The sequence below is a fragment of the Streptomyces sp. NPDC021012 genome (genome assembly GCF_044333355.1).
In the GTDB taxonomy this organism is placed as follows: Bacteria; Actinomycetota; Actinomycetes; order Streptomycetales; family Streptomycetaceae; genus Streptomyces.
Map to the genome: position 1 here is coordinate 497,238 of NZ_JBIRQU010000003.1, position 13,252 is coordinate 510,489.

General features: G+C 71.8%; 7 protein-coding genes. 3 read left to right on the forward strand and 4 right to left on the reverse strand.

What is annotated here, in order from left to right; translation table 11 throughout:
* Positions 1-4: 4 nt before the first annotated feature.
* Entirely contained in the window at positions 5-3,403 is a 3,399-nt protein-coding gene (locus ACH4TP_RS12155; RefSeq protein WP_398437339.1) for a hypothetical protein, read from the reverse strand.
* 626 nt (positions 3,404-4,029) lie between these two features.
* Between ACH4TP_RS12155 and ACH4TP_RS12160 the strand changes: the two genes are divergently transcribed.
* Positions 4,030-6,576 carry a discoidin domain-containing protein gene (locus tag ACH4TP_RS12160; protein ID WP_398437340.1) on the forward strand — a complete coding sequence of 849 codons (2,547 nt, stop codon included), beginning with the start codon at positions 4,030-4,032 and terminating at the stop codon, positions 6,574-6,576.
* 73 nt (positions 6,577-6,649) lie between these two features.
* Here ACH4TP_RS12160 and ACH4TP_RS12165 read toward each other — a convergent pair whose 3' ends face one another.
* Together ACH4TP_RS12165 and ACH4TP_RS12170 are read right to left on the reverse strand one after the other, a co-directional pair.
* Positions 6,650-8,077 (reverse strand): amidase, encoded by a 1,428-nt coding sequence (locus tag ACH4TP_RS12165; protein ID WP_398437342.1) that lies wholly within the window; start codon positions 8,075-8,077, stop codon positions 6,650-6,652.
* A gap of 118 nt (positions 8,078-8,195) precedes the next feature.
* Positions 8,196-10,427 (reverse strand): ADP-ribosyltransferase domain-containing protein, encoded by a 2,232-nt coding sequence (locus ACH4TP_RS12170; protein WP_398437344.1) that lies wholly within the window; start codon positions 10,425-10,427, stop codon positions 8,196-8,198.
* Between the two features lie 132 nt (positions 10,428-10,559).
* Between ACH4TP_RS12170 and ACH4TP_RS12175 the strand changes: the two genes are divergently transcribed.
* A complete protein-coding gene (locus ACH4TP_RS12175) occupies positions 10,560-11,114 on the forward strand; it encodes a PadR family transcriptional regulator (protein WP_398437346.1) in 555 nt (184 codons plus the stop codon).
* Positions 11,115-11,189: 75 nt separating this feature from the next.
* Positions 11,190-12,914 carry an acyl-CoA dehydrogenase family protein gene (locus ACH4TP_RS12180; RefSeq protein ID WP_389231010.1) on the forward strand — a complete coding sequence of 575 codons (1,725 nt, stop codon included), beginning with the start codon at positions 11,190-11,192 and terminating at the stop codon, positions 12,912-12,914.
* Positions 12,915-12,921: 7 nt separating this feature from the next.
* Here ACH4TP_RS12180 and ACH4TP_RS12185 read toward each other — a convergent pair whose 3' ends face one another.
* Positions 12,922-13,221 (reverse strand): SCO0607 family lipoprotein, encoded by a 300-nt coding sequence (locus ACH4TP_RS12185; RefSeq protein WP_398187339.1) that lies wholly within the window; start codon positions 13,219-13,221, stop codon positions 12,922-12,924.
* Between the last annotated feature and the right edge of the window lie 31 nt (positions 13,222-13,252).

The following is a 13,252-nucleotide window of genomic DNA, read 5'->3' on the forward strand; positions in this document are numbered from 1 at the left end:
CGGCTCATTTCGTCTCGGCGCAGAGGTCGGCATAGGGATGGCGGTCGCCGATGTGGCTTCGCCATTCCCCGGTGCTGAGGCCCGTCCCACCGGTCCACCGGCAGATCTGTCGGCGCCAGTCGATTCCGCCGACTCGCCACACGTTCGCGGCGCCGGCGGCGTAGTAGTCGCTGTCGTCCCGGCGGCCCACCCCGGCGAGGAAGTCGCCGTCCGGTGACCAGGAGAGGCGGAGGGTGCCCGGCACGGCGGCGGCGGGCAAGGTCGGAAGGGCCTGCAGGCCGGTGGCGGTTTCGTGGACGAGGACCTGGTCGTCGACGGCGATGGCGATGCGGCGGCCGTCGGGAGACAGGGCCATCGCGGTCGGAGCCTCGGCGGTCTCGGGAAGGACGAGGGGTGCGCCGGTCTCCTTCAGGGCGGTGTCCCGGTAGTGCACGGTGTTGTCCTGGGCGAGCACGGCGATACGGGTGCCGTCACGGCTCCAGTCGAGGAACCGGGCACCGGGAGCGGCGGCGGACCGGGTGATGGCGCGGGTCGTCAGGTCGACGAGGACGATGCGGGGACCCTCGGCTCCGCGGTTCTCCAGGGCGAGGGCCTGGGTGCCGTGCACGGCCAGACCTGATCCCGCCGTGAGAGGGATGGTGGCCACGAGCTGCCAGGTCTTGGTGGACCAGATCATCAGGGGACCGGTGGCATGCCGGGCGACGAGCAGGTCCGCCTCCGGCACGAAGGCGACGCTGGTGAGGAGGCGTTCACCGGCGGCGACCCGGCCCGGACCGGGTACGGGCAGGACCTTCGGGTCGGCACCCTTACCGCGCCACACGACGGCCGCCGCCGCGTTGTCGTCGCTCCGGCCGACGGCCGCGACGAGCGATCCCGCCGTGGCGGCGTCGCGGAACTCGAAGGTGTCGCGCAAGGGGTACTCCGCGACGTGGGCGTACTGCTGCGCTGCCGGATTCAGCGCGATCTCGGGGGTGGTGCGCGGATCGATCGTGTAGACGCTGTCGGAGCTGAACGGCTCGCCGCCGTCGGCGAGCAGCAGCAGCCCGTCCGGACCGAAGGACACGACGTCCGCGTGCGAGGTGGGGCTGAGGCCGAGGGGATCGGGCCGGTCGTCGAGCACGTTCACCCGGCCGCCGCGCCCGCCGGACACGACCGTGAACAGATCGCCGACTGCGGCGGTGAACGCCGTTCCGCCACGCGGGACTTCGAGCCCGCGGCTGGCGATCCTGTCGTCGCCGCCGCCCACGGGGACGAGGGCGGTGCCGTCGTTCCCGGCGATGGCCACACTGCCCCTGTACGCGGCCACGGCGCGGGGCCGGTAGCTCAGGCCGCCGACCGGAAAGGAGAGGGTCCGACGGCCGCGCCGGTCCCAGGCCTGTACCCCGAGCGGCGTTGCCAGCAGCACCGTGGTGTCGCCGGCGTCGATCTGGAGTGCGTTTCCCTGGACATCGCTGCTCCTGATCTCGGTGGTGAGCTTGTGCGTGTCGAGTCCCAGCGCCATGACGTCACCGGAACTGAGCAGCAGCAGGGCCTGGTCCTCGCCGTGTCGCTGTCCGGCGAGGGCCGGCGGCGGGCTGGGCGCGGTCGTGGCGTCGACCACACTGTCGTCGGCCGCGCGGATGAGATAGCCCTGGTTGACGACGTCCCCGGTGCGTCGGCAGTCGAGCTCCTCCAGGGTCGTGGTGTCGTACTGAGCGACGGCCCCGTCGCTCAGCACCTCCACCAGCCTCGCCCCGTTACCTGCGAACGCGTTCGCGACGGGCTTGCCGCCCTTGCCCCCGCACGAGGGGGCTGCGAGCCGGCCCATGAGCCGGGGCACGGGCCGGAGCACCGAGTACACCGACACCATCGTGCCGTCGCGGGCGGCCAGCAGACCACTCGCGTGGTCGAGCACGAGGTCGGTGACGGCTCCGCCGGTCCTGCCGAGCTCCTTGCCGGTGAGCAGGTCCCAGGACTTGAGGTACGGGTCGTCTCCGGTGGTGTACACCCGGCCGTGCCGGTCGTCGACGGCGATGCTGTGCACCTCTTCCGGGCTGGCCCGCCACGACAGGCGGACCCCGGAGTTGGCCTCCAGCACGTCCCGCATGGCCTGGACGGCGCGCGGGGTGTCCGGTTCCATCGTGTACCCCGCGAGGCCGAGCAGGGCGGCCAGCCTCGGATCGGTCTCGCGTAGCAGCATCGCCTCGGCCGCGAGGTCTGAGGCAAGCGCCCTGCGCGCTTCCGCCTCGCTGGTGGCGCCGAGCCGGTTGGCCAGGTACAGGCTGAGCAGAACGAGCACGGAGAGCGTGGCGACCACGGTGTAGCTGACCCGCTTGACCACCGGGAAGTCCCAGACGCGCGCCTTGCGGGCCGCCTCCCCGACGGTGGCGGCGAACAGGAGCCGGTCCGCGGTGCCGCCCGGCAGGGCCTGGCGGGCCTCCTCCCGGTCGGCGGCGGGCACGACGACGTTGGCGCCCTCTCCGGCTGCCTTCAGCTTGGCCGCGTACCCGCCCACGGACACCAGTGCGCCGGGCCGCGCGGCGTCGAGGCCACCGACCAGAGCGGTGCGCGGGTTGATCCGGCGTAGTGCGGGTGGCCGTAATCGGCGTCCGGCCCGTTCGGCTTCTCCCAGCAGGACCGCGAAAGCGCAGCCGAGGGAGTTGTCCTCGACCATGCCCACCACGCCGTCCGGGTCGGTCAGCGACCAGAGCACGGTAGTGGTGACGCCTCTCCCGATGTCGTCCCAGGCGTCGCGCAGTGACTGCAGGAACCGCTCGTCGCCGCGGAATCCCGACATGGTGCGCGGATCGGGCAGCAGCGCGGGCGGCCCTTGCGGCAGCACAGCGAGGGTGAGGGTGCCGCGGACACCGCCCCGTCCGTCGTCGAACAGGACGGTCGCCTTCGCTGTGGGGCGGGGCTGTGGCAGAGCGTCGTCGAGGGCCAGCAGCCACGTCAGCGCGGACAGGGCCAGGTCCTGGTCGGTTGCGGGCACGGCGTCCATGAGGCGGTGCAGCCGAGTGGCGTGCCCGGCGTCGGTCCGCTTCAACATTTCCCGGGGGCAGAAGTGTTCGTGGCCTGGGTGGGCCTGGTTGGCCCGTAGCCAAAGCAACCCGGTCGCCAACTCGTCGGCGCTCTGTTCGGCCTCACCGACGAGCGCCAGACCCATGGCAGCGGACGCCCGCAGAGACTGGGTCGCGGCGGGCTCCTCCGACAGGAACGGTCGACGTCCCACGAGCGAGCGGACACTGGACGCGGCGGCCGCCCGGGGCGTCAGCAGCCGGTGCAGGGGCGTGTTCCCGTCCCGTAACACCCGCAGAGCCGTGACATCTTCCGCGGCGACGCGCTCCTTGACGTACGAGAAGGCCGGTTGCCGGGGGGACAGCAGGGCGCGCCTGATCTCCTCGCGCTGCCTGAGCGGTGGCATCGCATCCAGCAGAACGGCGACGTCCACCCCTACGGAAGGCCCATCGGCCACTGGTTTCCCGCTCCCCCCGTCGGCCCCGGCGCAAGCGCCGAGACGGCCCAGCGGGCCCATTGTGGCAAGGGAGGGTCTTGATTTCACGCAGACTGCGAGATCCGTCCTTCATCGTCCCGCGTGGGTGCCGGCGAACCAAGGGCCCATCGAATCGTTCCGGCCAGGGCGTGGCCGGTGTGGGGACCACTTGGGGACCACACGGTGTGCGCGATGGTGCACGGCGGACCCTCGCCCGCACGAAGTGCACCCTGATTGAGTCCGCTATGTCCAGAAAATACCCTTGATCCTCATTCCTGGGGGCCAAGGGGTCGCAGGTTCAAATCCCGTCGTCTCGACTCGAAAGAGTCGTAGACCGAGGGACCGTTTCAGAGTGATCTGAAACGGTCCCTTGGTCGTTTTGCGGGGGAGATCGGGGTCGACCGGGGATCGGCCGGGGGCCGGGGGCGGCCCGGATAGCGTCAACTCGTCTGTTCTGCGGTCGAGTTGACCTGGGCTGCCCTATGTTCTAGGGGTTCGCAGCGGTTCACGATTCGCGGTTCGCCCAGGAGGTCCGATTGCGGTCCAGACGCATACGCGTGCAGCCCAGACGCATACGCGCCCTTGCCGGAGCATTCCGTCGCTCCCCTCTGCTCATCGCCCTCGCCCTCGGCTCGCTGTTCGTCGGGCTCACCCCCTGGCTCGGAGTGGCGAGCGCGGGGACGGGGGGCCGCGGCCCGACGCCCCCGCCGGGGACCTTCGACCAGCAGGTCGCGAAGCAGTCGCCGCACCACGGAGTGGCCCCGGCGAACGCCATGGAGCCCATGGCTCCCGTGCTCGACCGGACCGGGTGGACGGCCACGGCGAGCGACGAGGAGACCACCAGGGAGAACGGGCGCGCCGCCAACGTCCTGGACGGTGACGCCGCCACCCTCTGGCACAGCAGGTACTCCGGGACCACGGCCCCGCTGCCGCACAGCATCACCGTCGACATGCACCGCACGACGGTGGTCTCGGCGCTCGTCTACCAGCCCCGCGCCGTCGGGATCAACGGGCGCATCGGTCAGTACAGCATCAGCGTGAGCACCGACGGCCGGAGCTGGGGCAGTCCGGTCGCCACCGGCACCCTCGCCGACGACGCCGGCACCAAGACCCTCGGCTTCGCCCCGCAGGGCGCCCGCTTCGTCCGGCTCACCGCCGTCACCGAGGCCGGCAACCGCGGCCCGTGGAGCTCCGCCGCGGAGCTCAACATCCTCGGCGACCCCGGAACCCCGGCCGCCACCGTCGACCTGCCGAGGACCGGGTGGACGGCCACGGCGAGCGACGAGGAGACCACCAGGGAGAACGGGCGCGCCGCCAACGTCCTGGACGGTGACGCCGCCACCCTCTGGCACAGCAGGTACTCCGGGACCACGGCCCCGCTGCCGCACAGCATCACCGTCGACATGCACCGCACGGCGGCCGTCTCCGCCCTGGTCTACCAACCCCGCAAGAACGGCGTCAACGGGCGCGCGGGCGCGTACACCGTCACCACCAGCACCGACGGCACCACCTTCGGCGCACCGGTCGCATCGGGCACCTGGCGCGACGACGACACCGTCAAGACCGCCACCTTCATCCGCGCCGCGAACGCCCGCTACGTACGGCTGACCGTCACCAGCGAGGCCGGGAACCGCGGGCCCTGGACCTCCGCCGCCGAGATACGCCTGAGCGGACCGGCGAACCCGGCCGCCCACGGCTCCTGGAGCCGGATCACCGGCTTCCCCCTGGTGCCGGTGGCCACCGCCGTCCTGCCGGGCGACAAGCTCCTGGCCTGGTCGGCGTACGCGATCGACCGCTTCGGCGGCAGCAACGGCTACACCCAGACCGCGATCCTGGACCTCAAGACGGGCAAGGTCACCCAGCGCCGCGTCGACAACACCGGCCACGACATGTTCTGCCCGGGCATAGCGATGCTCGCCGACGGCCGGGTCCTGGTCACCGGCGGCAGCAACGCGGAGAAGGCCAGCGTCTACGACCCGGCCACCGACACCTGGTCCGCGACCAGCGACATGAACATCGCCCGCGGCTACCAGGCGATGACCCTGCTCTCCACCGGCGAGGCCTTCGTCCTCGGCGGATCCTGGAGCGGAGCCGCGGGCGACAAGTCCGGCGAGGTCTGGTCCCCGGACACCGGTACCTGGCGCAAGCTCCCCGGCGTCCCCGCCGTCCCGGCGATGACGGCCGACCCCCGCGGCGCCTACCGCGCCGACAACCACATGTGGCTGTACGCCACCTCGGGCGGCAAGGTCCTCCAGCTGGGCCCGAGCAAGCAGATGAACTGGATCACCACCGACGGGAGCGGCAGCATCGCCTCCGCCGGCACCCGGGCCGACAGCCAGGACGCCATGACCGGCAACGCCGTCCCGTACGACATCGGCAAGGTGCTCACCCTGGGCGGCTCGCCCGCGTACGAGAACACGCCCGCCACCCGGCGCGCGTACACCGTGAGCGTCGACGGCGATCAGGTCCGGGTCGCCCGCACGGGCGACATGGGGTACGCCCGCGCCTTCGGCAACAGCGTCGTCCTGCCCGACGGCAAGGTCGCCGTGTTCGGCGGGCAGGCGTACCCCGTGCCGTTCAGCGACGCCACCTCCGTGCTGACCCCCGAGCTGTGGGACCCGGCGACCGGACGCTTCACCCCGCTCGCCAGCATGGCCATCCCGCGCAACTACCACAGCGTGGCGAACCTGCTGCCCGACGGGCGGATCTTCTCCGGCGGCGGCGGCCTGTGCGGCGACTGCGCCACCAACCACTCCGACGGAGCCGTGTTCACCCCGCCGTACCTGCTCAACGCGGACGGCTCGCCCAAGCCGCGCCCCGCCATCACCGGCGGCGTCCCGCCCCGGGCCGCCGCGGGCGCCTCGCTCACGGTCACCACCGACGGGCCGGTGACCTCCTTCGTCCTGATGCGGGCCGCGGCCGCGACCCACTCCACGGACAACGACCAGCGGAGGGTCCCGCTGACCTCCACGGCCACGGACACCGGCACGTACACGGTGTCGATCCCGGCCGACAAGGGCGTGGTCCTGCCGGGCACGTACATGCTCTTCGCCCTGAACGCCCAAGGGGTGCCGAGCACCGCCCGGTTCATCACCGTCTTCTGACGGCACGGGGGAGTGGCGGGCCGGGGGCCGTTCCGGAGCGTCCGGAGCGGCCCCCGGCCCTGCCCGGCGCGCGTCAGAGGGCCGGGCGGCCGTTCCACGGGCGCACGGCCTCGATCGCCGAGGCGACGCGGAACACGCCGGCGTCGTCGTACGTGCGCCCGACGACCTGGACCCCCGTCGGCACGCCGGCCGAGGAGAGCCCGGAGGGCACGCTCAGGACCGGGCAGCGACTGGCGATGTTGAACACGGTGGTCAGGGAGGCCTCCAGGTAGAAGTCCAGTTCGACGCCGTTGACCACGACCTTCGTCGAGAGGTAGTCGTCGTCCGCCCTCAGCGCCGGTATGGCGGTGGTCGGACAGAGCAGGACGTCGTGGCGGTCGAGCAGCAGGCCGAGCGTCGTCTGTATCGCGGCCTCCAGCTCCAGACCGCGCAGGAAGCTGCCGGGCTCGCGGACGGCCTCGGCGGTCCGCTCGGCGAAGTCGAGCGCGTACGCGGTGAGCAGATCGCCGTGCTCGGCGGCGACCGAGGCGACGTACGGGCCGAATATGGAACCGAAGTGGATCATCGCCGCCTCCATCACGTCCGCCCGCATGATCGGGACCTCCACCTCCTCGACGAGGGCTCCGGCGGCGCGCAGGGCCTCCGCGACCGCGCGGGTGTTGGCCTCGACCTCCGGATCGACCGGCCAGTCCCCGAGGGTGACCGACAGCGCCACCCGCACGCCCTCGACGCCCTCGAACCGCTCGGGCAGCGTGAGCCCGGGGCGCAGGGAGACCGCGTCGAGCGGATGGGGCCCCGCGATGACGTTCTGCAGGAGGAGGGTGTCGCCGACGGTCCGCGCCATCGGGCCGTCGTGGCAGTACGTGTCGAGGTTGAACGGCGCCATCGCCGGCACGCGGCCGTACGGCGGCTTGTAGCCGACCGTGCCGGTGAACGAGGCGGGGAGGCGGATGGAGCCGCCGATGTCGGAGCCGGTCGCGAGCGTCGTCTCCCCGGCCGCGAGCGCGGCGGCGGAGCCGCCCGAGGAACCGCCCGGGCTGAACTCCAGGTTCCACGGGTTGCGCGTCACGCCCCACAGCCGGGACTGCGTGAAGGCCGCGCAGCTGAACTCCGGGGTGGTGGTGCGCGCGTGCACGATGCCGCCCGCCTCCTGGACCCGCTGGACGACCGGGTGCGTCTCCTCGGAGACCTCGTCGCGGAAGGCCAGCGAACCGTCCGTGCTGCGGCGGCCCGCGATCGGCTGCTCCTCCTTGGTCGCGACCGGGAGCCCCTCCAGCGCGCGGGGCGCCTCCCCCTTGCCCCCGTACCGGGCCTCGGCCTCGCGCGCGGTGGCGAGCGCCTCCTCGAAGGTCCGCTCGGCGAGGGCGTTGACCTTGGGCTCGACGGCTTCGGCGCGCGCGATGACGGCGGTCATCAGCTCCACCGGTGACAGAGAGCGGTCCCGGAAGCGGCTCAGGGCCTCGGTGGCCGGCAGATAGGCGAGATCGGTGAGGTCGGTCATGGGCGGGTCTCTTCCTGAAGCGACGGAGGAGTCGGACGGGCGGACGGCCGACTCGGTGGCAGCATCGAACCGCCGCCCGCCTTGGGCGTCAACGATGTTGACGTAAGCCCGCCGGTGACTAGGACACCAGGCCCTGGCCCTCCAGTTCGGTCAGGCGCACGGTGCACAGACCGCCGCGCTCGGTCGTCACCTCCGTCACCTTCAGCTGGGTGCCCGGGGTGAGGATGTACTCCTCCTCGCCCGTGAACGCGGAGAACCGCCGGATGCCCACCGCCCGCGCCGGCGTCACCTCGAACAGGGTCCGCCGGCCGCGGCTGCCGAGGAAGCCCCGGGCCACGCCCTGCTCGGACGTGCAGGAGGAGATGCCCCACCAGGTCACCGTGCGCCCCAGCGGGTACTGGGAGCGCAGGTCCAGCGCCACGCCGCGCCACAGCGGCCGCGTCTGCGCCGGCAGGCCGGCCACGGCGGAGAACAGGAGGCGCAGGTACGGCAGGTACGGGGTCAGCCTCTCCCGGTCCGGGGACCTCAGCACGGCGTTGATCTCGCGGTAGAAGGCCGACTCGCACGTGTACAGGTACAGCGCGGAGATCGCGTCGGCCGACAAGCCGCCCGAGATCTCCGGCTGCGCCGCCTTCGTCTCCGCGAACCGGCTCGACCGCTCGATGTAGCGGTCCAGATTCCCCAGCACCCGCGTCACCGGCTCGACGGCCTTCCGGAAGTCCAGCAGCGGCGTGTCGAACACCCCGGTGATCGGCGGCAGGACGAGCCCCTCGTCCTTGACGCTCGTGAGCCGCTCCAGATACAGCTGGTGCAGCTCCATCGTCGACGCGATGAACGCCCCCATGCGCGCGGAGCCGGCCGCGTCGGGCGTGTGCCGGTCCCACCCCTTGCTCGGCAGCCAGTCGACCGGCTCCGCTCCCACCGCCGCCAGGGCGTCGTTCACCTGGGCGAAGTGGTCCCCCTCGCAGAAGGCGTCCCCCTGCGCCGCCGGATTCACGTGGTCCAGATGCCGGACCTCGACCCCCGGGTACTTCTTCTCCAGGCGCTGGACGACCCTCTTCAGGCTCCGCGCGTGCGCGCCCCACCAGGCGAACACCACCCCGCGGTCCTCCTCCTCGGCGTCCTGCTTCGCCCGGAGGATCTCCTCGACGATCTGCTCGGCCACCGGCCGCCAGAAGGAGGTGTGCCGCTCGGTCGGCACCGCCCCGTCCGCGCTCGCCGTGAGCGAGGCGTTCAGCAGGAGCACGCCCTGGGTGAGCATCGCCTGGAACCACTCCGGCGGCTGGACCGTGTCCTCCTTCCGCAGCAGGGCCCGGACCTCGGCGATCGGCGTCTTCTTGGCGATGCCGTACTTCCACATCGCGGCCGCCTTGATGAGGCAGCGGATGCTGACCACACGGCCGAACTGGCTGTCCTTCCAGTCGTGGAAGGTGTTGTCGAACATCGCGATGCCGGTCGCGCTCTCCGCCCGCGGATACGGGTTCTGCCCGAAGGCGACCACCTTCCACTTGTGCGGCGGATGCGGCTTCAGCGCCTGGAACGTCAGCTCGCGCACCGGCACCACCTCCGGGCTCCGCTTCGGGCCGATGAAGGCCCCGGCCCCCGGCTGCGCCTCGATCACCGGGGCGAGCAGCGGCAGCCACGGCTCACCGCCGCCCTTGAACAGCTCGGCGAGACCCAGGGGATCCGCCGGGGGCGTCTGCGCCGGCACCTTGATCCGCACCCGCTGCCCCGGCCCCGCGCCCTCGATGTCGTCCAGCTGGCCCAGTACCGCCGCCCGCAACGCGTCGTAGTCCGCGAACCCGTGGTCGTGGAACAGGGTGTAGCCCGTCCACATCAGATTGGCGCACACCTGCGCCGGCACCCGCCCCGTCCGGGCGCCCATCCCGACGAGCGCCACGGACCGGATGCTGCCGGGCTTCGCCAGGTTCTGCAGGTGCACCGCCTGGAACGCCGCCGCGCACGCCAGTGCCACGTTTATCGTGTCGCTGACGTTCTGCGAGGACTGCCGCATCGTCGGCGCCGAGATCAGATACCGGGGCACGGCCGCCCCGGACGGCACGCACACTGCGCTGCCCACCGGCAGACTCCCGCCGAACCCCTCGCGGATCGCCCGCTGCACCCGCACCTGGACACCGGCCCCCAGGTGCCGCTTGACGACGGCGTCGACCCCTCCGTCCATCCGGCCCCGCGCGTTGGTGGGGGACACCCACGCGTCGACGTCCACGTCGAGAAGGGAACCCCGCCGGATCTCGACCTCCGGCGTGTCCGCGAACGCGGACTTCCAGGCCGCCACCACCTCTTCGTCGACATCGACGAGAACGACCTTCAACGCACGCTCGACACCCACGATTTCCCCCTCTTCGTGCACCTTCTCGAACGTTCTCGAAGCTATCGCCCGCCACTGACAACGCCCGTGAGCCGTGTCTCACCGGGCCGGTCCGCCTTGCTATGCAACTCGTTGCATAGCAAGATCGGGCGCATGGCGCTCGACCACGCGATCCTCGTGTCCCTGCTCGAGAAACCCGGATCCGGCTACGAGCTGGCCCGGCGCTTCGAGCGGTCCATCGGATACTTCTGGACCGCCACCCACCAGCAGATCTACCGCGTGCTCAAGCGCATGGAGAACGACGGCTGGGTGGCCGTCCGGGAGGTCCCGCAGCAGGGGCGCCCGGACAAGAAGGAGTACTCCGTCGCCGCCGCCGGGCGCACCGCGCTCTCCGCGTGGCTGGCCGCGCCGATCGAGCCCGAGAGCGTACGGCACGACCTCGCCGTGAAGATCCGGGGCGCCGCCTTCGACGATCCGGCCGCGCTGACCGGCGAGGTCGAGCGGCACCGGCGGGCGCACACGGACCGCCTGGCCCACTACCTCGCGGGCGAGGCGCGCGACTTCGGGGAGCCGCCGGCCGGTCCGCTCGACGCCGAGCGCGAGCTCCAGCACGCCGTGCTGCGCGGCGGCATCGCGTACGAGCGGATGATGATCGCCTGGCTCGACGACGTCCTCGCCACCCTCGCCCGGTTCGAAGCCGGGAGCTGAACCGCGCCCGCCCGGTTCGAAGCCGCCCGCCGAACCGGGCCCCATCCACCCCTCGATCCCTGAAAGGCGGACGTCATGGCCGACCCGCTGCTGTTCAACCCGCACACCTACGATCCCGCCCACTTCGACCCGGAGACCCGCCGGCTGCTTCGCGCCACCGTCGACTGGTTCGAGGCGCGCGGCAAGCGCCGGATCATCGAGGACTACCGGACCCGCGCCTGGCTCGGCGACTTCCTCGCCTTCGCCGCGGAGGAGGGGCTCTTCGCCACCTTCCTCACCCCGTCCTCCGCCGCCGGCGCGGACGAGGGCGACAAGCGCTGGGACACCGCCCGCATCGCCGCCCTCAACGAGATCCTCGGCTTCTACGGCCTCGACTACTGGTACGCCTGGCAGGTCACCATCCTCGGCCTCGGCCCGGTCTGGCAGAGCGACAACGCCGCCGCCCGCGCCCGCGCCGCCGAACTCCTCTCCCAGGGCGAGGTGTTCGCCTTCGGCCTCTCCGAGAAGTCGCACGGCGCCGACATCTACTCCACCGACATGCTGCTGACGCCCGACGGCGAGGGCGGCTTCCGCGCCAGCGGCTCCAAGTACTACATCGGCAACGGCAACGCCGCCGGGCTCGTCTCCGTCTTCGGCCGCCGCACCGACGTCGAAGGCCCCGACGGCTACGTCTTCTTCGCCGCCGACAGCCGCCACCCGGCGTACCACCTCGTCAAGAACGTCGTCGACTCCTCGAAGTACGTCAGCGAGTTCCGCCTGGAGGAGTACCCGGTCGCCGCCGAGGACGTCCTGCACACCGGCCGCGCCGCCTTCGACGCCGCCCTCAACACCGTCAACGTCGGCAAGTTCAACCTGTGCACCGCCTCGATCGGCATCTGCGAGCACGCGATGTACGAGGCCGTCACCCACGCGCAGAACCGCATCCTGTACGGCAGGCCGGTCACCGTCTTCCCGCACGTGCGGCGCGAGTTGACCGACGCGTACGTCCGGCTCGCCGGCATGAAGCTGTTCAGCGACCGCGCCGTCGACTACTTCCGCACGGCGGGTCCCGACGACCGCCGCTACCTCCTCTTCAACCCGATGACGAAGATGAAGGTGACCACGGAGGGCGAGAAGGTCATCGACCTCATGTGGGACGTGATCGCCGCCAAGGGCTTCGAGAAGGACAACTACTTCGCCGAGGCCGCCGTGGAGATCCGCGGGCTGCCGAAGCTGGAGGGCACGGTCCACGTCAACCTGGCGCTGATCCTGAAGTTCATGCGCAACCACCTCCTCGACCCGGTCGCGTACGAGCCCGTCCCGACCCGTCTGGACGCGGCCGACGACACCTTCCTGTTCCGCCAGGGGCCCGCCCGCGGTCTCGGCTCGGTCCGCTTCCACGACTGGCGCCCGGCCTACGACACGTACGCCCACGTGGCGAACGTCGCCCGCTTCCGCGAACAGGCCGACGCACTCTGCGAGTTCGTTCTCAAGGCCGCCCCCGATGAGGAGCAGAGCCGCGACCTCGACCTCCTGCTCGCCGTCGGCCAGCTCTTCGCGCTGGTCGTCCACGGGCAGCTGGTCCTGGAGCAGGCCGCGCTGACCGGCCTCGACGAGGACGTCCTCGACGAGCTGTTCGCCGTCCTCGTCCGCGACTTCTCCGCGCACGCGGTCGAGCTGCACGGCAAGGACTCCGCGACCGAGCAGCAGCAGCTCTGGGCCCTCGGCGCCGTCCGCCGCCCCGTCGTCGACGAGGCGCGCTCGGAGCGCGTCTGGCAGCGCGTCGAGGCGCTGTCGGGGGCGTACGAGATGAATCCCTGAGGATCGGTCAGTTCGGTACTACCCGGCCGTCCTTGTCCACGGTGACCGTGTCCCAGTAGCGGTCCCATTCGTCGCCCACGTACTCGGGCACCTTGCCCGCCGGGTAGCGGACGTAGCCCTCGGGCGGCTCCTGGCCGTCGACGACGCAGTCGCCGCCGTCGGGGTTGCCGACGGCCTTGACCGGGTAGCTGCCGGAGCCGCAGACCCGGTCCTGGATCTGGAACGCGCAGCCCGTCAGCAGGAGGGGCGCGGTCAGGGCCGTGACGAGCAGGCCGGGGAGGGTACGACGGGTTTTCCTGATGGTCACTTTCACGGGCCTCTCTCGCTGGTGCACACAG

Excerpts from the sequence above, each read along its gene's own strand:
- ACH4TP_RS12155 (WP_398437339.1), bottom strand. The coding sequence starts at position 3,403 with ATGCCACCGCTCAGGCAGCGCGAGGAGATCAGGCGCGCCCTGCTGTCC.
- ACH4TP_RS12165 (WP_398437342.1), bottom strand. The coding sequence starts at position 8,077 with ATGACCGACCTCACCGATCTCGCCTATCTGCCGGCCACCGAGGCCCTG.
- ACH4TP_RS12175 (WP_398437346.1), top strand. The coding sequence starts at position 10,560 with ATGGCGCTCGACCACGCGATCCTCGTGTCCCTGCTCGAGAAACCCGGA.
- ACH4TP_RS12180 (WP_389231010.1), top strand. The coding sequence starts at position 11,190 with ATGGCCGACCCGCTGCTGTTCAACCCGCACACCTACGATCCCGCCCAC.